Source organism: Gallionella capsiferriformans ES-2 (assembly GCF_000145255.1).
In the GTDB taxonomy this organism is placed as follows: domain Bacteria; phylum Pseudomonadota; class Gammaproteobacteria; order Burkholderiales; family Gallionellaceae; genus Gallionella; species Gallionella capsiferriformans.
On the sequence record NC_014394.1, the window covers coordinates 1,080,149 to 1,102,922 of the forward strand.

Here is a 22,774-nt window from a genome sequence, read left to right on the forward strand (position 1 = left end):
AGAGGAGAAAAAATGCGTATCAATACCCCGGTTACCAACAACGAGAAGCAGATGATGGAAGGCTCGATGATCGTCACTAAGACGGATCTGAAGGGCATCATCACCTATGCCAATAAGGATTTTGTCGAGATCAGCGGTTTTGCAGAATCGGAATTGCTCGGTCAATCTCACAACCTCGTACGCCACCCGGACATGCCGGTTGAGGCCTTTGCCGATTTGTGGAAGACGGTTAAAAGCGGTACGAGCTGGAACGGAATCGTCAAAAATCGCTGCAAGAACGGCGACTATTACTGGGTCGATGCGAATGTGACGCCGATAAGTGAAAATGGTCAGGTGACGGGGTATGTTTCGGTACGCCGTAAACCCGCTCAGGAACAAATTAACGACGCCGTCAAAACCTATGCGTTGTTAAAAGCCGGAAAAAATCCTAACGCCGGAATTAATGGATTGCTACAAGGACTCAGGCATATCAGCGTTAAGCAGCAGATCATTATGACAATCGCAGTGGTCGCGGTGTTGTTGGGTGGTATCTCCGGGTTAGGCTACTACGAGCTGAAAATGGAGAACGAGAAGTTCGACTATGTGGTCAATCACAAAGTTAAATCCGCGACGCAAATTTCACGCATAGATGCGCTGATGAGCGAGAACATGCGTCAGTTGCAACTAGCCGGGATGCACGATCCACGTCTGCCGGAGAGCAAGCTGCACGACCATCCGATTACTAAACATCTGGATGCTATTGCAGTTCATTCGGACGAAATCAATGCGATCTGGAAAGACTACAACTCAACGCCGCACAGCACAAAGGGGACCGAGCTGGCTGAGGCTTTTAGCAAAGAGCAGGGGGCCTTCGTCAGTGAAGGGATCAAGCCTGAAATCGCCTTGCTCATGGAGGGTAAGTATGCAGATGCCAATGTCATGATGGTTAAAACGCTCGGTCCTCTGTTTACAATTGCCAACGGCCGTGCGACTGAAATCATCAATCATCAGAATGTCTCAATGGAAAAGGATGTCGTTAAGTCGAAGGAAGAGTTTCGCATAACCTCCAATTTTATGTCGTTTGTGTTCATCATTGGAATGACGCTGGTCGTGATCTTCGGCATTATGTTGTTCCGCAACGTGGTGCCGCGCATCCGTCGGGTGGCCGAACAGATCGAACGTGCCGCACACGGCGAATCGAATCAGCATGTCGATAGTCACCCGCGGCGCGATGAAATCAATGCAGTGTTTTTGGCCTATCGCGCGCTGGCCACCCGCATGGGCTTTGATGTGGCAGAAGCTAAACGCATTGCCGATGAAAATCTACGCATTAAGATTGCGCTGGACAACGTCAGCACAGGTTGCATGATCGCCGACAACGACAGAAACATCATTTATGTTAACAAGGCCGTGGTTAAAATGCTGAATGATGCGGAAGCGGATATCCGCAAACAGTTGCCGGGTTTTAGCGTCGCCAGTCTGGTCGGTACCAATATCGATACTTTCCATAAAAATCCGGCCCATCAGGCGGGCATGCTGGCGCGTTTGCAGGCTTCATATACTACGCCAGTGCTGATAGCGGGTCACTCACTGGTTGTGACCGCTAATCCTGTGATCACTGAAACAGGGGAGCGTCTGGGCGTGGTGGCCGAGTGGATCGATCGCACCATCGAAGTGGCGGTCGAAAATGAAATTGAAAATATCATTGAAGCTGCAAATCAGGGCGACTTTACGCAGCGCATCATACTGGATGGCAAGGAGGGATTTTTCCTGCAAGTTGGACAGAGCATCAACGGCTTGATGCAAACCAGTTCAGTGGGGCTCGATGAAGTGGTGCGCATATTGAATGCGTTGTCGCGGGGCGATTTGACGGAATCAATTACTAATGAGTACTACGGTACGTTTGGTCAGCTCAAAGACGATTCTAATGCAACGGTTTCCCAGTTGACGCAACTGATTAGTCGCGTGATTGAATCGGCAGATACCATTAGAACGGCGTCCAAAGAAATTGCCAGTGGCAACACGGATTTGTCGCAGCGTACCGAAGAGCAGGCATCCAGTCTTGAAGAGACAGCCGCCAGCATGGAAGAGTTGACCTCGACCGTTAAACAAAATGCTGAAAATGCTAAGCAGGCAAATCAGCTGGCGCTGTCAGCTTCGGACATTGCCGTTAAGGGTGGGCGTGTGGTTGGGCAGGTTGTGGGTACCATGTCCTCGATCAGCGAGAGCTCGAAGAAGATCGTCGATATTATCAGTGTAATCGATGGTATCGCGTTCCAGACCAATATTCTCGCGCTCAATGCGGCCGTGGAAGCCGCGCGTGCGGGTGAGCAGGGACGTGGCTTTGCCGTGGTGGCGTCCGAAGTGCGCAATCTGGCGCAGCGCAGTGCTGCGGCGGCTAAGGAAATTAAGGAATTAATCAGCGACTCGGTCGAGAAGGTAGGCGCGGGGACACGTTTGGTAGACGAAGCCGGCAAAACGATGGATGAAGTTGTCAACTCGGTTAAACGCGTGACAGACATCATGGCCGAGATTACCGCGGCATCGAGTGAGCAAAGTCAGGGGATTGAGCAAGTCAATACCGCGATCACGCAAATGGATGATGTGACGCAGCAAAATGCGGCACTGGTAGAGCAGGCGGCGGCAGCAGAGTCGCTCGAAGAGCAGGCGCAGGAATTGGCCGCCTTGATGAGTACTTTCAAATTGTCAGGACAGACCAAGCCGATTGTGCTGAGTGCGCGTGCAAAAGTTGCTGCGCCAGTACGCAGGTTGCCTGAACCTCGACCCTCCGCACAAAAAACGACTGCAGCCAGCCGTTCACGTCCGGTTAAAATGCCCGATACTGAGGACGGTGACTGGCAAGAGTTTTAAGAAACAGGATTGAGGAGAGAGGGAGTTAATACTCCCGGTTTTAACTTAATCCGTACTCCTCTATCTTAAAGGTATTTGATATGGCCGAAATGAAAGACCCATCGCTGCGCGAGTTCCATTTTACGTCGCAGGATTTTCAGCGCGTGTGTAAGCTGATCTATGATCACGCGGGTATTTCGCTGAGTGCCAGTAAGCAGGAGTTGGTTTATAGTCGGCTGTCGCGCAGGTTACGTGCGACAGGCATTAAGACGTTTGCCGAATATCTCAAGTTGCTGGAGCAGAATGACGTGGCTGAGTGGGAGGCTTTCGCGAATTCTCTGACAACTAACCTGACGTCATTTTTTCGTGAACACCATCACTTTTCCTTGCTGGCCGAGCAACTGAAAAAGATCGGCAATTCTCACCCGATCGTGATCTGGTGCTCTGCCAGTTCCACCGGTGAAGAACCGTATTCCATTGCCATGACCGCAGTTGACGCGTTCAATAGTTTTACGCCTCCGGTGAAAATTATTGCCACTGATCTCGATACCAATGTGCTCGATACGGCGCGTCGCGGAGTGTACGCGATGGACCGGGTGGAAAAAATGAATGATGCGCTGATTAAGCGATTTTTCTTCAAGGGAACGGGGGCGCAGGAAGGTTTTGTCAAAGTGCGTCCGGAACTGCAGAACATGATTACCTTTCGCAAATTGAATTTGCTCGATGCGACCTGGCCAATACGAGATAAGGTTGATGTCATTTTTTGTCGCAATGTCATGATTTATTTTGATAAAGAAACGCAGTTAGCGATATTGAAAAAAATGGCTCCCATCATGCGGCCTGAGGGCTTGCTGTATGCGGGTCATTCGGAGAATTTTTATCAGGCTGAAGCGTATTTCAGGCTGCGCGGTAAGACGGTGTACGAGTTGTCTCCGCAACTCAAGGCAGCGCAAGCTGACAAATCTTAACGGGCACGATTCATGTCAGATCACGACTACGAAGAAGTTGTCTCACCGAATATCTATTACGACCGGAATTTCGATGTCGAGGCGGTTAAAATTCTGCCGGGCGAATATTTTGTAACCGGCCGAGATATGGTTTTAGTCACCGTACTGGGATCATGCGTTGCTGCCTGCATACGCGATAAGGTCACAGGCATCGGCGGGATGAATCATTTCATGTTGCCGGACAATAAGAATGACGGCGGAAGCCCTGTCGGACTTGCGGGGCGCTATGGTACCTATGCGATGGAGCTGATGATTAATCAGATGCTCAAATCGGGGGCCCGGCGTAGTAATCTGGAAGCTAAAGTATTCGGGGGGGGGAATGTGCTGCGCGGTTTTACCGTGGCCAATGTAGGTCAGCGCAATTCCGAATTTGTCGTCGATTACCTGCTGGCTGAGAAAATTGAACTCAAAGCACAGGATTTGCTGGATATCTATCCGCGTAAAGTCTATTACTTTCCTGCAACGGGTCGAACGCTAGTCAAAAAATTGCGCAGCGTGCATAACGACACCATCGTTCAGCGTGAACAGCAGTACATTTCTCGTATCCGTTCATCCGAAATTCAGGGTGATGTTGAGCTATTTTAAACAGGATTAACTGGCGTTTGGAACACTGCCAGTACAGGGTTATATGATGCAAAATGAAGTCGGTGGTAGAAAAATTAAAGTACTGATTGTTGATGACTCAGCACTCATACGCAGTATTTTAAAGGAAGTCGTCAATAGTCAACCTGACATGGAGGCGGTTGGTGCCGCAGCGAATCCGTTGCAGGCGCGCGAAATGATCAAAACGTTAAATCCGGATGTATTGACGCTTGACGTGGAAATGCCGGAAATGGACGGTCTGGTGTTTCTGGAAAAATTGATGCGTTTGCGCCCTATGCCGGTGTTGATGATTTCGACATTGACCGAACGGGGATCTCAGGCTGCATTACGCGCTCTGGAACTGGGGGCCGTCGATTTTCTGGCTAAACCTAAATTGGGCGTGGTCGAGGGTATGAATGCCTACGCCAATGAAATTGCAGGAAAGATCCGTATTGCATCAAGGGCGAAGGTTAAAAATCGAGTCATTGCACCGGTTGTTGAAAGTAGTTTGCCGACACTAGGTTGTCGCATCACCAGTACCGAAAAACTAATTATTGTCGGTTCCTCGACAGGGGGTACCGAAGCACTGAAGGAATTCCTGGTGCCTATGCCGGCCGATGCGCCTGCCATTCTGGTCGCTCAGCATATGCCGGAAGCCTTTACGAAGTCTTTTGCAGATAGGCTCAATAGCCTGTGCAAGATGACGGTGACGGAGGCCGTGAATAACGAACGGGTATTGCCGGGGCACGTGTATATTGCGCCGGGACATTCGCATATGCTGATCAAGCGCAGTGGTTCGAATTACGTGATTGAATTGAATCAGACGTCTCCTGTCAATCATCACCGCCCCTCGGTGGAGGTGCTGTTTCGCTCTGCAGCCGTCTGTGTCGGGGCGAATGCAATCGGTGTCATGCTCACGGGGATGGGCAAGGATGGCGCGGTGGGGATGCTGGAGATGCGCGAGGCGGGGGCTTATAACTTTACGCAGGATGAATCGACCTGTGTGGTATACGGAATGCCGCGCGCGGCAGTTGAAAATGGCGCATCGCATGAAGCCGTGCCGATTGGCGAGATGGCGCGCCGGGTACTCGCGCGCGTGATGAGCGGTGGCGTGAGAAACAGGATTTAATGTAGCGTGCTGTTGTGGGTTTAATTAATGTGGTTTTAAGGGAGTGGGAATATGGCAATGCAGATCAACACCTCGACGGCAGGAGATAAGGCGATCATCAGGCTTGCAGGGCGCTTCGATTTTAATGATCACCGAACTTTTAAGATGAATTATGAGCCCTTGTTGCTGCTGGCAACGGTTAAAACACTGGAAATCGATATGGAAGGCATCGAGTATCTGGACAGCTCTGCATTAGGGATGATGATGCTGTTGCGCGAGCGCTCACAAGCAGTGGGTAAGACGGTGGTGCTCAGTAAACCCAGCAGTACGGTTGCGCAAGTTCTCGATATTGCTAACTTCAGCAAGCTATTTACGATTACAAAGTGATATCAAAGGTGCATCAAATGAGCTCAGTTGGTTCACTGAATGTATTGGCGGTCGATGATTCGAATACCAATCGACAATTGATATTAGCGATGCTCAAAAAAATGGGGCATCGCGTCACACTGGCCGAAGATGGCGTGCATGCGCTTGCCTTGTGCGATGAGTGTCGCCCTGATTTGGTACTGATGGATGTATCGATGCCGGTTTTGAGCGGATTTGATACCGTGCGTGAAATGCGCAGGCGCTATGCTGGCTGGTTCCCTATTCTGTTTTTGTCGGCACAAACCAGTAATCACGAAGTGCTCGAAGGCTTGCATGCGGGCGGTGATGATTACCTGTTCAAACCGGTAAATTACGAAATTCTGCAGGCCAAGATCCATAATTTTCAGATCCGAATAGAGCAGAATTTAAGCTTGCTTGAATATCACGCGCGCATCGAAGAGGAAACCGATACGGCGCGCGACTTTATCAAGCAGTTCACTGCCCTCGATAAAATTCATGATCCACTGGTGCGCTTCTTTTTAAAGCCGGCCGAGAACTTCAGTGGGGATCTGATTTCTGTCGCGCGGGGTCCTGACAATTGTCTGCATGTGTTGCTGGCCGACAGTGCAGGACATGGACTGACGGCAGCGCTTGCGGTGATTCCCATCACTCAGCCGTTTTATCAGATGACAGCCAAGGGGTTTGCGCTGCCCGCTATCGTGCGCGAACTTAATCGCCGTGTGCGCGAGTATTTGCCCCTGCCGCGTTTTGTTGCCGCCTCCGTGTTGTCGTTAGATCCAGCGACAGGGATCGTTCAGGTGTGGAACGGCGGCTGTCCGCCTGTACTATTGCTGGGCGAAGGGGCTGATATTTTACATCGCTTTAATTCCAGACATCTGCCGCTTGGGGTGGTCGCAGCCGACGAGTTTGATGCGGGACTCGAATATTTCAAAGTGGTTGATCAGGCTGCCAGTTTACTGATGTGTTCGGATGGCGCGACCGAAATCGACACGGGCAGCGGAGCGGGGTTGGGGCAAGCCGGGTTGCTGGCCGGAGCGCAGTCTTCATCAGGGGAGACACTGTTTGATCGCGTGCAGGATGTCATCAACGGTCATTTGGGGGGCGGGCCGCCTTTAGATGATATCGCGTTGATCATGGTAGATGTGCCTGTTATCGATCAGCTTGTCTCCGAGGTTGTTTTGTCGCGTACGAAGGAGAGTTTGCCGGGAGAGCGTGTCGCCGGTTGTGGGCATGGCATTGAGCAATCGCTATGGAAATTTTCTTTGATGCTTACAGCGCAGCAATTAAAACATCTGGATGTGGTGCCATTTTTGCTTAATATCGCGGGGCAAATTGAGGGGGGGCGCGCCGATGGTAAGCTATTTTTAGTTTTGTCAGAGCTGTTCAATAATGCACTCGATCATGGTTTGCTCAAACTCGACTCAACGCTAAAAAATGAAATTGACGGCATGGAAACCTATTTCGTGGAGCGTGCGGCACGTTTAGCAGAGCTCGAGCAGGGGCAGATTTTTATTCGTCTGGATAAATTGAGTTGTGGATGCCTGAAGGTTTCCATGAAGGATAGCGGTGACGGCTTTAATTTCTTGGAATTGGCGGATATTAAACGCAATGTACAGCGGCACGGGCGTGGCATCGCTTTGCTCGATAATATGTGTAGCGCTCTGCAATACTCGGGTAATGGATCGGAAGTCGCAGCTTACGTTGGTGTCGTCAATTCCGCCGCCGTGTAAGTTTCCAAATTTAATACTATTTTATGACTAAGACACGTACGACGTCCCGCCCATCGCTGCCCGCTGGTAGTTCAGGTTTTCATGTGCTGCTGGTCGAAGATCAGCGCGCGCTGGCTCAAATGGCCGCCAAAATGCTCTTTGATCGCTGGGGATGCCATGTCCTGATTGCGATGAATCTGGCTCAGGTGAATGCGATTATCGCGGAAAACAAATATCCGTTTTTTGTCGCGGTGAGTGATTTGAATCTGCCGGATGCGCCTCGCGGTGAGGTGATTGATGCACTGGTGAATGCCAAAATTCCTGTTATTGCGATGACCGGTATGTTTGATGCGCAGCTGCACGAACGGATTATGAATTGCGGTGTCATCGATTATGTCCTCAAAAATAGCATTAATTCGTATGAGTATATTGTCGAGTTGGTGGGGCGGCTGTTCAAAAACCGCGGGAGACGAGTGCTGGTCGTTGATGATTCGCAAAGCATGCGCGCGATCGTAACCGGGATGCTCAATACGCAGGGCTTTGATGTGTTAACGGCGTGTGATGGCGAAGAAGCGCTGGCTGTATTATTTGAGCATAAAGATATCAAGCTGGTATTGCTTGATCACGAAATGCCGGTGATGGACGGATTTAATTTTTTACTCGCAGTACGTCGCAAGATAGCGAAAGACAGGTTGGCTATTATCGGCATGTCGGGCAGCAATAATCCGCGTATGTCCGCACAGTTTCTCAAACTGGGTGCGAATGATTTTATTTGCAAGCCCTTTGGTTATGAGGAGCTGGCATGCCGCGTCAATCAAAACCTGGAGATGCAGGAAAGTCTGGAGTCGGTTCGCTATATTGCTTATCACGATTATCTGACGGCCCTGTTTAATCGCCGCGCATTTTTCGAGCAGGGAAGCGTATTGTTCGAAGCAGCGGTCAGTGCGGGTACGCCCTTGGCGGCTGCGGTGATGGACATCGATTTTTTCAAGAAAATTAATGACGTGTACGGGCATGATGGTGGAGACGTCGTACTCAAGCATTTTGCTACGCTGCTGAGTGCGCATTTCAATGTCGAGCTGGTGGCTCGTGTGGGCGGTGAGGAATTTTTTATACTCTTTGTCAATGCGGACGAGGCGTACGCCCGCTGTGAGGCCTTTCGCGTCAAGGTTGAACAATCAGCGGCAATGTTCGGGAAAACAGCGGTCAACTATACGGTCAGTATTGGCATTACAAGGCTGGTTTCACAAAGCCTTGATCATATGCTGAAGCTTGCTGATGATAATCTCTATAAAGCTAAGGAGAGCGGGCGAAATCGCATTATATTGAACTGATTGCAGGTCGCGGTCCGCTTTTTGCGGACTGCAGGCCACCTTTAGAGGTCACGAGTCTTGCATATCTACTTTACGTTCTGCACTGAACGTATTGAAAAGCAAGCTGATTCCCTGCTTATTCTTCTGCTTAAGTACTGCTGTTTTGCGTATAATCCGCACTACCAGCGGAGCCCAACATGGCAGAAGACAGCGATCTAGAAAAAACAGAACAGCCCTCACAGCGGCGACTTGACCAGGCGAAGGAAAAAGGTCAAGTCGCGCGTTCGACTGAGTTATCGACATTTTCAATCTTATTGGCAGGCGGTGCTACGCTGTGGTTTATGGGAGCGTCGCTCAATGCGCATATGGTTCGGCTGTTGCATGACGCCTTAATCTTTAACCAAGATGTTGTTTTTAAGCCGGAATTGATGATTCCGCGCCTGTATGACCTTTCCATGGATATGCTGATTACCTTTGCGCCGGTGTTGCTGATGATGTTGATCACGGCACTCGGCGCGCCGCTGATTTTGAACGGCTGGCTGTTCAGTACCGAAGCGCTGGTGCCGCAATTTTCCCGTATGAATCCGATTACCGGTATTGGTCGCATTATTTCGACCAATTCTCTGGTTGAGCTGGTAAAAGCACTCGGCAAGGCGACGATTGTGGGGGGGGTGGCAACCTGGGTTATCTGGCATCATCGTGATGATGTGATACAACTGGCGAGCTTATCGGTGACAACCGCCATCTCGCAGACGGGCTATCTGGTCTGCGGCAGTTTTTTGGCGATTGTGAGCGGCATGCTGTTGATCGTGGCGATTGATGTGCCATTCCAGTTGTGGAGCCACAACAAAAAGCTGATGATGACCAAAGAAGAAATTCGTCAGGAGTCTAAGGAAACCGATGGTAATCCTGAGGTCAAGGGGCGTATTCGCAGCATGCAGCGAGAAGCGGCGCGCCGTCGCATGATGTCAGCCATTCCGACTGCCGATGTGGTGGTGACTAACCCAACTCACTACTCGGTGGCCTTGAAGTACAGCGACAAGGGTATGAGTGCACCTGTCGTGGTAGCTAAGGGCTCTCATCTGATCGCTCATCGCATTCGTGAAATCGCTCAGGAAAATAATGTGCCGATACTCGAAGCGCCGCCGTTGGCCCGTGCGCTGCACAAGCATACCGAAATCGGTGATGCTATTCCTGAAGCGTTGTACACAGCAGTGGCCGAGGTGTTGGCCTATGTGTATCAGTTAAAGCGCTACAACACAGACGGTGGTGTGCGGCCTGATCAGCCGGGTAGTCTGCCGGTGCCGGTTGAGTTAGATCCCGGGGCTGTCGCATGAATATGACCGCTATCGCTGCCTTTTTGAAAGCCAGCATAAAACTGCGCAGCATGGCAGGCCCCATTCTGATCATCCTGATATTAGCGATGATGGTGCTGCCCCTGCCGCCGATGCTGCTCGATGTGCTGTTCACTTTTAACATCGCGATCGCGGTGATGGTGCTGCTCATCAGCATGAATACGACTAAAGCGCTGGATTTTCTGTCCTTCCCGACCATCTTGCTGATCACGACCCTGTTGCGTTTGTCGCTGAACGTGGCATCTACGCGCGTGGTGCTGCTTGAAGGTCACAAGGGGGGCGATGCCGCCGGTAAGGTGATCGAGTCGTTCGGCCTGTTCCTAGTAGGCGGAAATTATGCCGTCGGTATCGTCGTTTTTGCGATTTTGGTTGTGATCAACTTTATGGTTATCACCAAGGGTGCCGGACGTATTGCCGAAGTGGGTGCGCGCTTTACGCTGGATGCGATGCCGGGTAAGCAAATGGCGATCGATGCGGATTTGAATGCCGGCTTGATCGGTGAGGATGTAGCCCGCAAGCGGCGTGCTGAAATCGGTCAGGAGGCGGACTTTTACGGTGCGATGGACGGTGCGAGTAAATTCGTACGAGGTGATGCCGTCGCCGGTATCTTAATTTTGTTCATCAATCTCATCGGCGGTTTGATCGTCGGTGTGTTGCAGCACAATATGGATATTTCAACTGCTGCCAGTCGTTATACTTTGCTCGCGATCGGTGACGGTCTGGTTGCGCAAATTCCAGCGTTGGTGATTTCGACCGCAGCCGGTGTGGTGGTCAGTCGGGTGTCCACCGAAGAGAACATCGGCGAACAAATGATGGGGCAGTTGTTCAAGCAGCCGCAGTTGATTATGTTAACGGCGGCTATCATCGGCATGATGGGAATGATCCCTGGCATGCCGCATTTCTCTTTTTTATTGTTGGCAGGCGGCATGATGTGGCTGGCCTACAATTTGTCGAAAAAATCAGAAAAAGGGGTGGAGAAGGAAAAAGCCGAGGTTGCCGCGACCCCGATTATCACTGAGGCGACTGACGCCAGTTGGGAAGACGTCGCACAAGTCGATGTACTGGGGCTGGAGGTCGGCTACCGGCTGATCACACTGGTGGATAAGGCGCAGGACGGTGATTTGTTGCGCCGGATCAAAGGAATACGTAAAAAATTTACGCAGGATATCGGTTTTTTGCCGCCCTCGGTGCATATTCGTGACAATCTCGATCTGCGTCCGAATGCCTATCGCATCACCCTCAAGGGGGTTGAAATCGGCAGTGGCGATGCCTATCCTCACCAGTTGCTGGCGATCAATCCGGGGAGTGTGACGGGGGAATTGATTGGTACGCCGACGCGGGATCCGGCTTTTGGATTGCCGGCGATCTGGATTGAGGCAGCTTTGCGTGATCAGGCGCAGATTATGGGTTATACCGTGGTGGATCCGGGTACGGTGGTGGCGACTCACCTGAGCAATTTGCTCAGTACGCGTTCTGCCGAATTGCTGGGCCGTCAGGAGGTGCAACAGTTGCTCGATCATCTGGGGAAATTTGCGCCAAAATTGGTTGAAGACCTGGTGCCCAAGTCATTGCCGTTAGGCACAGTACAAAAAGTGCTGCAAAATCTGCTCGATGATGGGATGCATATCCGCGATATGCGAACGATTGCCGAGACATTGGCTGATAATGCGTCAAGGACACAAGATCCTTATCAGCTCACTGTACTGGTGCGCGTGGCGCTAGGTCCTGCCATCGTGCAGCAGTACTATCCGTCAGCGCAGGAGTTGCAGGTGATCGGTATGGATAAGGAGTTGGAGCATATTCTGATGCAAGCGATGCAGGCAAGTCAGAACGGCATGGGGATAGAGCCGGGGCTGGCCGACACGGTGCTCAATGAGTCACGTGCAGCGGTGCAACGTCAGGAGCAGATGGGGTTGCCGACGGTGATGCTGGTTCCCGCGCAGTTGCGAGATCTGCTGGCGCGCTTCTTGAAGCGCACCGTACCCAATTTAAGAGTTATTTCACATGATGAAGTGCCGGACTTTAAAACGATCCGGGTTACGTCACTGGTAGGAGGAAACGCATGAATATCAGAAAATTCACGGCCGCATCGGCTCGCGAGGCACTCAAAGAGATACGCAGCGAATTGGGTGAAGAAGCTGTCATTTTATCCAATCGCAAGACCGAGCATGGCGTGGAAATTCACGCCATGGCGAACGATGAAATGGTGCGCTTGTCTTCGGCGAGTACGCCTGTATTGAAACATCCGGCAAAGCCTAAGACGGTCGATATTGCCAGCGTATATCAGGCGTATGAAGCCGAGGAGGCCGATGATGAGCCTTTTCTCAAGCTGGGTAATAAGGCCAAACCGCAGCCCGTCATGCCGCCGGCTCAGCCTGTTGTTCAGCCCGCAGTGCAGTCAGCTGAGCCCGTTGAGGAGGCGTTGATCAGCAAGCCTCCTCAACCCTTTATTTCCACGCCGGCCGGGGAAGCTGCGATTCTGGGCGAGATCAAGTCCATGCACAGCATGCTGCAAAAGCAGATTGAAACCTTGTCGTGGAACAATGTGCAGCAGCGCGATCCGCAACGCGCCGGGATGTTGCGCCGTATGCTCAATGCAGGGTTCAGTACGCTGCTCGCGCGTCAGTTGCTCGATAAAATGCCCGCCGGGAACGAAAAGGGCGAATCCTGGATTAAGCAGGTATTGAAGCGAAATCTTCGTGTTGCGGGCATCGACGATGATATCGTGGTCAGAGGTGGTGTGTATGCGCTGATCGGTCCTACCGGCGTGGGAAAGACCACCACGACGGCGAAGCTCGCCGCGCGTGCTGTCGTGCGCTATGGTGCGGATAAAGTGGCCCTGCTTACCACTGACAGTTACCGGATCGGCGCCTACGAACAGCTCAAAATCTATGGAAAAATTCTCGGTGTCGCGGTCCACGCGGTGAAAGGGGCGGACGATTTGCGCCTGACGCTGGCCGCTTTGCGCCATAAGCATCTGGTGCTGATTGATACCGTCGGGATGGGGCAGCGCGATGAGCGGGTCGTCGAACAGGGCGACATGTTCGATGCGGCCGGGGTGCAGCGTTTGCTGGTGCTCAATTCCACCAGCGGCGGTGATACGCTGGAAGACGTGGTGCGCATGTATTACAGCAATAAGGTCATTGGCTGTATTGCCACCAAGCTTGATGAAGCAGCTAATCTGGGCGCGATACTCGATGTCGTGGTACGGCATCGTCTGGTGATGTATTTTATGGCCAACGGTCAGCGGGTGCCCGAAGACTTGCATTTGGTCAATATCGACATATTGCTGCATCGTGCTTTCAAGCCTGCGGAGGAGAAAACGCCTTTCACGCTTGAGGCGCTGGAATTTCCGACGATTATGGCAGATTCGGGTAATACGGCTGTCCCATCCGGTGAGGTGACCTATGCACTTTGATGTGGATGCCGAGGAATTAGCGCAGTCCGGTGAATTGTCTTTGGCGCAGTTTACCAGCACGCAACGTCTGGGCGAGGATGATCAGGCCGAAGGCTTGCGGCGGCTGTTGGTGGGCAATCGAATGCAGGTAATCACGCTCGTTGCGGGTAAATCCGGCATGGGGCGTACCAGCGTCACGCTCAATCTGGCAACCGCACTGGCATCGGCCGGGCGCGATGTGCTTGTGCTGGACGAAAATCCTGCACCGAATAATTTAACCGATAGTTTAGGCCTGTTTGCCCGGCACGACCTGTTGGATGTGGTGCAAGGTAAGTGTCAGTTGCAGGACGTGTTGCTGCCGGGTAAGGGGTTTGCGATTTTGCCGGTATCCCGTTTGATGCGTGCGCTGGAAAAATTAAAGCCTGTCGAGCAGAAGCGGATGGAAAAAGTGTTGTCTGAAGTCAGCGCAGGGGTTGATGTGATGCTGGTGGATGCGGCGATGCTCTCGGCTCAAGGTGCGGTGTCTGCCAGTCTTGCCTCAGGCGTCCGGGTGCTTGTGGTGATGGATGCGACGGCCAGCGGTATCACCGAGAGTTATTCGCTGATCAAGCGTCTGGCGCTGGAGAATGCACGTCTGCGTTTTGAAGTGGTGGTGAACAAGGTGGCTAATGAAGAAATGGCAAGGCTCGTGTTTGGCAATATGGAGAAAGTTGCCAGAACTAAACTTGCGGCGCGGTTAGAGTATTTGGGTTACATTCCGCAAGATGACAGGCTTAAGCGTTCTACCCAGTTGTCACGTTCGGTGGTGGAGTCCTATCCAGCGTCGAGTTCTGCGAAATCGTGCATTGCACTGTCACAAAGTGTGTTACAAAAGACGATGCGGCAGGATGAAATGGAAGGCGGCATTTCCCAGATGATGAAAAATCTGATTAGGCAGCTGTCGCGTCAGCACGACAGATCGCCGGAAACAATGATTAACTAATATTAAAGGCCTATGTATAACGCTTCTGGATTGCAGGACAAAAATCAGTGTTTGCGGGATTATGCGCCTCTGGTTAAGCGCATTGCCCATCAGATGATGAGCAAGTTGCCCTACAGTGTGCAGATAGACGATATCATTCAAGCGGGCATGATGGGGTTGCTCGATGCTGCAACTCGCTACGACGAAATTCACGGTGCGCAGTTTGAAACGTATGCGACGCAACGCATCCGTGGTGCCATGCTCGATGAACTGCGCAGTGCGGACTGGTTGCCGCGCAGTTTGCGTCGGGATATGCGGCGCATCGAACAAGGCGTCAGTCGATTGCAGCAAAAGTTGGGGCGCGCGCCCAATGAAACGGAAATCGCTAAAGAGCTCGAGGTATCTTTGGTTGAATATCAGCAGATGCTGCAGGAATCGCGCGGTGCACAGTTAATTTATTATGAAGATTTTCAAGATGAGGATCATGAGGACTTTTTCGAGCGTTTTGAATTCGCCAATGATACGGATCCACTGGCATTACTGCAGGATGATCGTTTTAAGTCTGAGTTGGCACGTGCGATCGACGTCCTGCCTGAGCGTGAGCGTCTGCTGATGGCGTTGATTTATGAGCAGGAATTGAATTTGCGTGAGGTGGGTGAAGTATTCGGTGTCAGCGAATCCCGTATCTCGCAATTGCATAGTCAGGCGGTGCTGCGTCTGCGCGGTTCGCTGAAAGGGTATTGATGGATAAGTTGACACTGCTGGGTTTGCTGGTCGCGATTGTCGGTATTCTGTCCGGCCAGATTCTGGAAGGGAGTAATCTTAGCGTGTTGTTTCAAGGCAGCGCCTTTTTGATCGTGTTTTGCGGCACGCTGGGGGCTGTGATGGTACAAAGCTCCGCCAAGGTATTTCTGACGGCAATCAAAATGGGGGCATGGGCTTTCTCGACACCGAAATCCGCCGGCCCTGATTTGATTTTACAACTGACCAGTTGGGGGACGCTGGCGCGTAAGGAGGGGATGCTGGCGCTAGAGGCGCGCATTCCGGGTATTGCGGATCCCTTTATGAAGAAGGGTGTGCAGTTGCTAGTTGACGGGCACAGTGCCGAAAAAATTCGCGATGTGCTGGAGACGGATATTCAATCCTGGGAGCAGTTGCGCTGGCAATCGGCGCGGGTATGGGAAGCGGCGGCCGGCTATTCTCCGACGGTGGGGATTATCGGTGCGGTGCTGGGGTTGATGCACGTGATGCAGAATTTATCAGAGCCATCCAAGCTGGGAAGCGGAATAGCGGTCGCCTTTGTCGCAACTATATACGGTGTGGCGTTTGCTAATTTGCTTTTTTTGCCGGTCGCCAATAAATTAAAAGCGATCATTATGCAGCAGACGCATATGCGCGACATGGTGATCGATGGTCTGGGGGCAATCGCCAACGGGGAAAATCCGCGTTATATCGAACTTAAACTGCAGAGTTATCTGAACTGATATGGCGCGCCGTCGCAAACGTGCCGAGCACGATAATCACGAACGCTGGCTGATTTCGTATGCAGACTTTGTCACCCTGCTGTTCGCTTTTTTTGTCGTGATGTATTCGATTTCATCCGTCAATGAAGGCAAATACAAAACCTTCAGTGATTCGCTGAATTCGGCTTTTTCAGAATCATCTGCTACCGTGGTCCCTAGCACTCAGGGGCAGTTGTTTAAGGTGCTGGTGGATAAGCGAGATGCGCGGATGCTCGAGCAGCAGCGCAAGATACAAGCGCAGATGAAGGCGGTCGATGCGAGTTTGAGAGAGGTGATGGGACCGTTGATTGCGCAGGGGTTGGTCGGGGTGCATCAGACTAAGCGCGGTGTAGTGGTTGACATCAGTGCGAGCACGCTGTTTCGCGAGGGTGAGGAGAAACTTCAACCAGGCGCTCAGGAAACGTTGCAGCAAGTCGCGGTGGTGCTAAGCCGTGAGAACCAATCGGTCGAGGTTGAAGGGCATACCGACGATGTGCCGATTAAGACGACGCAGTTTCCGTCCAATTGGGAGTTGTCTTCAGGGCGCGCTAGCAGTGTTGTCAGAACGCTGGTCACGTATGGTGTTCCAGAAAAGCGTCTGGCAGCTGTCGGTATGGCGGCTAACCAGCCCGTTGTAGCTAATGACACGCCTGAGAACCGTGCTAAAAACAGGCGGGTATCAATTACGATTTTGTCACCGGAGTTTGACCGTCTGACCGATAGTGCGGAAAGCTCGCCTGCCGTAGAGCCGGCTAAGCCTTCAGAGCCTGCTAAGTCACCGGCTCAGGAAAAGCCGGTTGATAAAGCGGCGCCAACGGTGAAAAACTAAACGCTGCCGAGCGAGCGGCCTGTGCCTGCGGAAAAATTGGTTTGGCCGTCCGGTCCGTACAGGTTCGCCTGACTCACTGCCCGTGTAAGTGCAGTGAGTGACTGTTGATTGTGGCGCAATTTCATTTGTATCAATTCGCCATTAACGTTGTTGAGTTGACCTGCCTGCGCGGCCAGCGTGCAGATTTCCTGCCAGATCAGTAGACACTCGTGATTATGTGCTTCAAGCCAGGACTGAATCGCTGCGCTGCTGAGGACGCCCACGTATTTTTCCAGCAGCCGCCGGCGGGATTCAGCCAGTTCATTCAGGCGCACGGCCTCCGCTGATTTTTTCTCGGCAAGGATCAGCAGCGGATCGATGCTGTTCTCGGTGAGCAGACTTTGCTCTTGCAGCAGCAGGTCGACAAAACCGCGAACAGCCAACCGCTCGTCCGAGAAGGCGGTCATTAACGTTGTGTGGTCGGCGTGCGACAAGATTTACGCCTGACTGCTGATCAGATCGCGAACAGACTGAATCAGTCGGTCTGCGATGACGCCGGAATTGACCTGAAAGCGACCTTCACTGATGGCCTGTTTGATCTGTGCGACTTTGTTTGCATCGATCACCGGGGTGTTCGACATGGACGCTTCCATTTTGGAGAGCTGAGACGCTGTCGAGCCTAGTGATACGCTGGTGCCGGGTTCCTGTGCTGCCGGACTGCTCTTAGCGCTGGGTGTTCGCGCGCTAGTTTCATTCATCAGTCCCGCAGGTGGCGAATTGCTTGGTTTGTCAATTTTCACGGTAATCCTCTCAATCTGACGCTACTAAGTTTGTACGCGATGTCCTCTTTATCGGATGATACCCGTAAAACTTTAGCAAAATTTACAATTGTTAGAAAATTTTTAATTGCGCCTGAAAAATAATCCAATAATTGTAGACGAACAGTCAGTGATTATCGGTTTTTTTCAGAAAAGCTAGCCTGTGTATAATGTTGGCCTTGCGGCGAGGGCTGGCTGCGCGCGAGAGGCGGCTTGGGAGAGGCATGTTAAATATATCTGATGAAACGCTGGAGCCGGAGGATTGGCAGGATTTTCGCCGTCAAGGTCATCGCATGCTCGATGATATGTTCGATTATCTGGAAAATTTGCGCGATCGGCCGGTCTGGCAGCCGATTCCACCCGAAGTGCGCGACGTTTTTTATCAGCCGATGCCGTCTCAAGCTGGCGAATTATCCGCTGCCCATCAGACCTTTATGCAGGATATCTTGCCCTATGCGATCGGGAACGCGCATCCGGGATTCATGGGCTGGGTGCACGGCGGAGGGACGTCTGTTGGCATGTTGGCGGAGATGCTCGCCGCCGGACTGAACGCCAATTTGGGTGGCAGAGAGCAAATTCCCGTCGAAGTGGAGCGTCAGTTAGTGCGCTGGGTGCGCGATTTATTCTCATTTCCGGCAGAAGCCAGCGGATTGTTCGTGACTGGCACCTCGATGGCCAATTTAATCAGTGTGTTAGTCGCAAGAACAGCGATGCTGGGGCGTGCTGTGCGCGTAGAGGGTTTATCGGCTGCGTGTCATCTGACCGCCTATACGTCGGCCAGTGCGCATGTCAGCATCGCTCAGGCCATGGATATGGCCGGGATCGGGACGCTGGCGCTGCGTAAAATTCCGCTGAACGCGAATTTCCAGATGGATACAGTGGCGCTTGAACGGGCGATTGCGGCCGATATTGCGGCCGGGATGACGCCCTTTTTAATTGCAGCGACCGCCGGCACCGTGGATGTCGGAGCCATCGACACGCTGGACGAGATTGCCTCGATTGCTAAGGGCTGCGGGCTCTGGTTTCACGTCGATGGCGCGTATGGCGCGCTGGGGATGCTGGCATCCGATATTGCCGAGCAATTGAAAGGGATAGAACGCGCCGACTCAATCGCTTTCGATTTTCATAAGTGGGGGCAGGTGCCCTATGATGCGGGCTTTGTGCTGGTCAGGGATGGTACGCTGCATCACGATACCTTTGCTTCCCCCGCGGCCTATTTGCAACGCGAGGTGCGCGGCATGGCAGCCGGTTCCCCGTGGCCTTGCGATTACGGTCCTGATTTGTCGCGCGGCTTTCGTGCACTGAAAACCTGGTTTACCTTGCAGGTCTATGGTGCTGAGAAGCTAGGACGGGTAATTTCAAAAACCTGTGCGCTGGCGCAGTATTTGCGAACGCGCATCGAGGCCGAGCCGACGCTTGAATTGTTAGCGCCGGTGGCTTTAAATATCGTGTGTTTCCGTTATCGCAGCACGGATCTGCATAACGCACAGATTGTACTGGCGCTGCAAGAATCCGGCATCGCCGCCCCCTCATCGACCACCCTTAACGGGCAACTCGCCATTCGTGCGGCAATCGTCAATCATCGCACGCAGGTGTGCGACATCGATGCACTGATAGAGGCGACCTTAAAATTTGCTGCCGACTTGCCATTGGAAAGAGAATAACTATGCCGGATAGATTGAACAAGGATGAACAGCTCATCGGTCTGGCTCACCTGATGCGCATGGCAACGTCAGGGGAGGATTTAGGCCCTCTGGGGACGGCGCTGATTGCGCGCGCAGGGGTTGACCCTCGTACGGCTAATGCCTATGCGCTGATGGATTTATCCACCGTATTGCAGTTGCGCGGAAACCGCGAGTTGGCGCTGGAAATGCAGTTTCAGGCCGTCTTGCAGCAGCAGGTGTATTCAGTTTCTTCACGGGATACGCGGCCTGCGTGTATCAGGCTGCTGGCGGTGATGGGGTTAGGCGATTTGATGGCTAACTCACCACTGGAGCTGTTGCTAGAAGAGCTGGATGTCGAACTCAATCTGGTCTATGTGACGCCGGAACTTGATTTTCCGGCTGTCTTGCCGCCCCATGATGTGCTGTTTATTGCCATTGCCGAGTCGCGGCAAAACCTGATATTGCTGGAGAAAATTCGCCGGGCGGTTGAGCATTGGCCGTGTCCTGTCCTCAATCGTCCCGAGCGTATTGCACGCCTGTCTCGCGATCAAAATAGCGCACTGCTAAGCGGAATTTCGGGCGTGGAAATGCCCGCTACGCTGATCCTCAGTCGTGACGTATTGCAGCGTATCAGTTGCGGTGAACTTATGATGCCTGGCGTGTTGGGCGATGGCGATTTTCCGGTCATCGTGCGTCCTGTTGACTCTCACGCGGGGAAGGGGCTGGAAAAGCTCGATGATGCAGCAGCGTTGGGCGGCTATCTGGCCCAGATGGCGCAGGATGAGTTTTATGTGTCCCGTTTCGTCGATTATCGCAGCATAGACGGTCAGTATCGTAAATACCGGATAGTCCTGATCGAGGGCGCGCCCTATGTGTGTCACATGGGGATTTCGGATCACTGGATGATCCATTATCTTAATGCGGGCATGGCCGAGAGTGCCGAAAAACGCGCTGAAGAGGCACGGTTTATGGCTCAGTTCGATGACGAGTTCGCGCTGCGGCACGCCGGCGCATTTGGTGCGATCAACGAGCGGGCAGGGCTTGATTACCTAGGCGTTGATTGCGCCGAGACGGCGGATGGCCGTTTGCTGATCTTTGAAATCGACAGTTGCATGATTGTGCACGCGATTGATCCTGTCGATACATTTCCCTATAAGCAGCCTCAGATGCACAAGGTGTTTGCGGCGTTTCGCCAGATGCTGCTGCATGCGGCGGGCAAACATTAACGTGAAATTAGAAAAGTACGATATTTACCCCGCTGCGTTTCCCGATGTGACGCAGTTGCTGGTGTCCGGAGGAGACGCACGCATTGCGCTCGATCCTGTGACGGGGCTGAATAAATACGGCTGTCGCACCTATCCTGACCCTGGGTTGCTTTCGTTTGGTTCTTCTACTGCCTCGACGATCTCGCAGGACGGATTTATTGCCGCCTCACGGGTGCGGAATGCGCTCCTGGCGGCGAGAAAAAACGGAGAATTTGACGCCTGCTGTTTATCTCAGATGCAGCGCATGCGGGAGGCGTTGCTATTGCAGCTAGCGGATTCGAATGTGCAATTGCAGTTCGCCGCATCCGGTACCGACGCGCATTGTCTTGCGGCGGGTTATGCCCGTGGCGCACAGCCGCTCAGGGTCGTGATGGTCGAGGAGGAGGAGACGGGCAGCGGTGTAAAAGCCGCCTTGCTGGCCACAGCTTGCGCGATTGATCTGGTGGCCTTGCGGGAAAATGACGGTGCGCCGCGCCTGCTGGACGCAATTGACGAAGAGGTGAGCGCGCGGGTCGCTGCAGCGGTCGATCGGGGGGAACGCGTGTTGCTGGTGATGGTGGATCAATCCAAAACGGGGCTCGTCGCGCCGGGTATTGCTTGTCTGATGCGCTTAGCGCAAGCGTATGCCGACCGTGTTTCGGTACTGGTCGATGCCTGTCAGCTCAGACTCTCGCCGATAACCTTGCGCGCTTATCTGCAGCAGGGGTTTATGGTGGCGATTACCGGGTCGAAATTTTTTACCGGCCCCTCTTTTTCGGCGGCTTTGTTGCTGCCTGCGGCATTTCATACCAATGAGGCTGTCGAGCCGGAATTTTTGGGCGTAGGGTTGTTGCTGCGCTGGGAAGCCGCTTTAGTCGAGTTACGCCGTTTTCATGCGGTGCCACAGGCCGTGATCGTCGAATTTTTGACCGATTTTAAAGACGCCATCGGGGCGAGACTGGCACAGGATGAACGTTTTGAACCCTTAGCCGTTATCTTGCCGGATCGCACGGGCCTGCAGCTCGTGCCGAACTGGGACCATCTGCCGACGATCTTTCCCTTTTTGCTCAAGGCTAAGGCCGGGTGGCTTGATCGCGAACAAACGCGGCTGGTGTATCGTCAGTTGCAAACGCTCAAGACGGGTGCGCCGCGCTGTCAGTTCGGTCAGCCGGTTTCCTGCGGCACGCGCGATGGCACACCTGTGAGCGCGTTGCGACTTTGTCTTAGTGCGCGGCAGATCAGCGATGCGGCTGCACAACATTCGATTTCCCACCTGATTGCAGATGCGTTATCGGCATTGGATTGCGCCGCCGGGCTGATTTAATGGGGGTTGCGGCGATCCTAGTTAAGGATTGATCAGAATTACGCCGTCTGCACTGGCTGTGCCGCTGATTACGCGTCCCGAGCTGGTGCGTGCCTGAACGGTTTCACCTTCGCTGGCATTGTTTAGCGCAACGCCTGAACTGCTGAGGGTAAAGCCGTTGGCTTGAATGGAGAGATTAACGGTTTGCCCCTGTTTGATGCTGTAAGGTGGGCGCAGCATGTCTTCGCGCAAAATATAGCCTGCGGCGACGCTGTAGCGAAGTACTTTTCCGACGATAAGGCTCGCATCGGTGATGCCTGAATTGAGGGTGGTTTCGGTTTGTAAGCGGGCTAAATCTGTTTCACGTACGATCTGGCCGAGTGTGAGCGCGTGTGCGCTTACCAGCAGTTCGCGGGTGATTTTGATTTGTACTGGGATGAGTGTGCTCCATCCGCCCGTTTCAGTGCAGCGTACGCCGATTGAAACGCGGCCGGTCAATTGTGTGCCGGGCGGCAAAAAGGCTTCGATCTTGCTGCAGGGGCGCAGACTGATGCGCTTGTCGATTTCATCGACCATAAAGGTGACTTTTCCGGGCAGGTACGCTGTTTGCTGTTGAACTAAAGCCGCAGCTGCGGCTCGAAGCTGAGCGTGATCCTGTTGCGGTGCGGCTGAAGCTAACGAGTAGCACAGCAGGTAGATGATAAGCAGTAAAGTTTTCATGGCGACATTGTGCTTGCAGCGGACGGATAAGGGAAGGGCATGTTGGCAAAGAATTGAGGGGGAAAGT

Annotated in this window: 20 protein-coding genes; 17 read left to right on the forward strand and 3 right to left on the reverse strand. The window is 52.8% G+C overall.

Annotation, left to right across the window (positions count from 1 at the left end; translation table 11 throughout):
- Positions 1–12 precede the first annotated feature (12 nt).
- The 14 genes from GALF_RS16075 to motD all read left to right on the forward strand — a co-directional run bounded on the left by GALF_RS16075 (position 13) and on the right by motD (position 16,979).
- The gene (locus tag GALF_RS16075) at positions 13–2,850 is read left to right on the forward strand and encodes a methyl-accepting chemotaxis protein (protein WP_013292993.1); all 2,838 of its coding nucleotides are present in this window, start codon (positions 13–15) and stop codon (positions 2,848–2,850) included.
- An 80-nt stretch (positions 2,851–2,930) separates the two neighbouring features.
- Positions 2,931–3,797, forward strand: coding sequence for a CheR family methyltransferase (locus tag GALF_RS05100; RefSeq protein WP_013292994.1), 867 nt, complete (start codon positions 2,931–2,933; stop codon positions 3,795–3,797).
- 12 nt (positions 3,798–3,809) lie between these two features.
- Positions 3,810–4,421 (forward strand): chemoreceptor glutamine deamidase CheD, encoded by a 612-nt coding sequence (gene cheD, locus GALF_RS05105; protein WP_013292995.1) that lies wholly within the window; start codon positions 3,810–3,812, stop codon positions 4,419–4,421.
- A 43-nt stretch (positions 4,422–4,464) separates the two neighbouring features.
- Entirely contained in the window at positions 4,465–5,547 is a 1,083-nt protein-coding gene (locus GALF_RS05110; RefSeq protein ID WP_013292996.1) for a protein-glutamate methylesterase/protein-glutamine glutaminase, read from the forward strand.
- 51 nt (positions 5,548–5,598) lie between these two features.
- Positions 5,599–5,913, forward strand: a complete 315-nt coding sequence (locus GALF_RS05115) for an STAS domain-containing protein (RefSeq protein WP_013292997.1) — start codon at positions 5,599–5,601, stop codon at positions 5,911–5,913.
- A gap of 17 nt (positions 5,914–5,930) precedes the next feature.
- The gene (locus GALF_RS05120) at positions 5,931–7,643 is read left to right on the forward strand and encodes a fused response regulator/phosphatase (RefSeq protein ID WP_013292998.1); all 1,713 of its coding nucleotides are present in this window, start codon (positions 5,931–5,933) and stop codon (positions 7,641–7,643) included.
- 23 nt (positions 7,644–7,666) lie between these two features.
- Positions 7,667–8,956, forward strand: coding sequence for a GGDEF domain-containing response regulator (locus GALF_RS05125; RefSeq protein WP_013292999.1), 1,290 nt, complete (start codon positions 7,667–7,669; stop codon positions 8,954–8,956).
- 176 nt (positions 8,957–9,132) lie between these two features.
- Positions 9,133–10,272, forward strand: a complete 1,140-nt coding sequence (gene flhB / locus GALF_RS05130; RefSeq protein ID WP_013293000.1) for a flagellar biosynthesis protein FlhB — start codon at positions 9,133–9,135, stop codon at positions 10,270–10,272.
- Positions 10,269–12,356 (forward strand): flagellar biosynthesis protein FlhA, encoded by a 2,088-nt coding sequence (gene flhA / locus GALF_RS05135; RefSeq protein ID WP_013293001.1) that lies wholly within the window; start codon positions 10,269–10,271, stop codon positions 12,354–12,356. The genes flhB and flhA overlap by 4 nt, the downstream gene beginning before the upstream one ends.
- The gene (gene flhF / locus GALF_RS05140; protein WP_013293002.1) at positions 12,353–13,708 is read left to right on the forward strand and encodes a flagellar biosynthesis protein FlhF; all 1,356 of its coding nucleotides are present in this window, start codon (positions 12,353–12,355) and stop codon (positions 13,706–13,708) included. The genes flhA and flhF overlap by 4 nt, the downstream gene beginning before the upstream one ends.
- Positions 13,698–14,669, forward strand: a complete 972-nt coding sequence (locus GALF_RS05145; protein WP_013293003.1) for a MinD/ParA family ATP-binding protein — start codon at positions 13,698–13,700, stop codon at positions 14,667–14,669. Before flhF ends, GALF_RS05145 begins: the two co-directional genes overlap by 11 nt.
- A gap of 12 nt (positions 14,670–14,681) precedes the next feature.
- Positions 14,682–15,392, forward strand: coding sequence for an RNA polymerase sigma factor FliA (locus GALF_RS05150; protein WP_013293004.1), 711 nt, complete (start codon positions 14,682–14,684; stop codon positions 15,390–15,392).
- Positions 15,392–16,132: a flagellar motor protein gene (locus GALF_RS05155; RefSeq protein WP_013293005.1), complete on the forward strand. Its 741-nt coding sequence runs from the start codon at positions 15,392–15,394 to the stop codon at positions 16,130–16,132. Before GALF_RS05150 ends, GALF_RS05155 begins: the two co-directional genes overlap by 1 nt.
- 1 nt (position 16,133) lies before the next feature.
- Positions 16,134–16,979: a flagellar motor protein MotD gene (gene motD / locus GALF_RS05160; RefSeq protein ID WP_013293006.1), complete on the forward strand. Its 846-nt coding sequence runs from the start codon at positions 16,134–16,136 to the stop codon at positions 16,977–16,979.
- Here the strand turns inward: motD and GALF_RS05165 are convergent.
- Entirely contained in the window at positions 16,976–17,452 is a 477-nt protein-coding gene (locus tag GALF_RS05165; RefSeq protein WP_013293007.1) for a flagella synthesis protein FlgN, read from the reverse strand. The genes motD and GALF_RS05165 overlap by 4 nt on opposite strands.
- Before the next feature lie 3 nt (positions 17,453–17,455).
- Positions 17,456–17,758 carry a flagellar biosynthesis anti-sigma factor FlgM gene (gene flgM / locus GALF_RS05170; protein ID WP_013293008.1) on the reverse strand — a complete coding sequence of 101 codons (303 nt, stop codon included), beginning with the start codon at positions 17,756–17,758 and terminating at the stop codon, positions 17,456–17,458.
- A 242-nt stretch (positions 17,759–18,000) separates the two neighbouring features.
- Here flgM and GALF_RS05175 point away from each other — a divergent pair, with 242 nt between their 5' ends.
- From GALF_RS05175 to GALF_RS05185, 3 genes are read left to right on the forward strand one after another with little or no spacing between them, the layout of a single operon-like run.
- Complete coding sequence (locus GALF_RS05175; RefSeq protein WP_050752460.1) at positions 18,001–19,440, forward strand: pyridoxal phosphate-dependent decarboxylase family protein; 1,440 nt, start codon at positions 18,001–18,003, stop codon at positions 19,438–19,440.
- 2 nt (positions 19,441–19,442) lie between these two features.
- Positions 19,443–20,666, forward strand: a complete 1,224-nt coding sequence (locus tag GALF_RS05180) for an ATP-grasp domain-containing protein (RefSeq protein ID WP_013293010.1) — start codon at positions 19,443–19,445, stop codon at positions 20,664–20,666.
- A gap of 1 nt (position 20,667) precedes the next feature.
- Positions 20,668–22,008, forward strand: coding sequence for a hypothetical protein (locus GALF_RS05185; RefSeq protein WP_041937982.1), 1,341 nt, complete (start codon positions 20,668–20,670; stop codon positions 22,006–22,008).
- Between the two features lie 21 nt (positions 22,009–22,029).
- Here GALF_RS05185 and flgA read toward each other — a convergent pair whose 3' ends face one another.
- Positions 22,030–22,707 carry a flagellar basal body P-ring formation chaperone FlgA gene (gene flgA / locus GALF_RS05190; RefSeq protein ID WP_013293012.1) on the reverse strand — a complete coding sequence of 226 codons (678 nt, stop codon included), beginning with the start codon at positions 22,705–22,707 and terminating at the stop codon, positions 22,030–22,032.
- Positions 22,708–22,774: the final 67 nt, after the last annotated feature.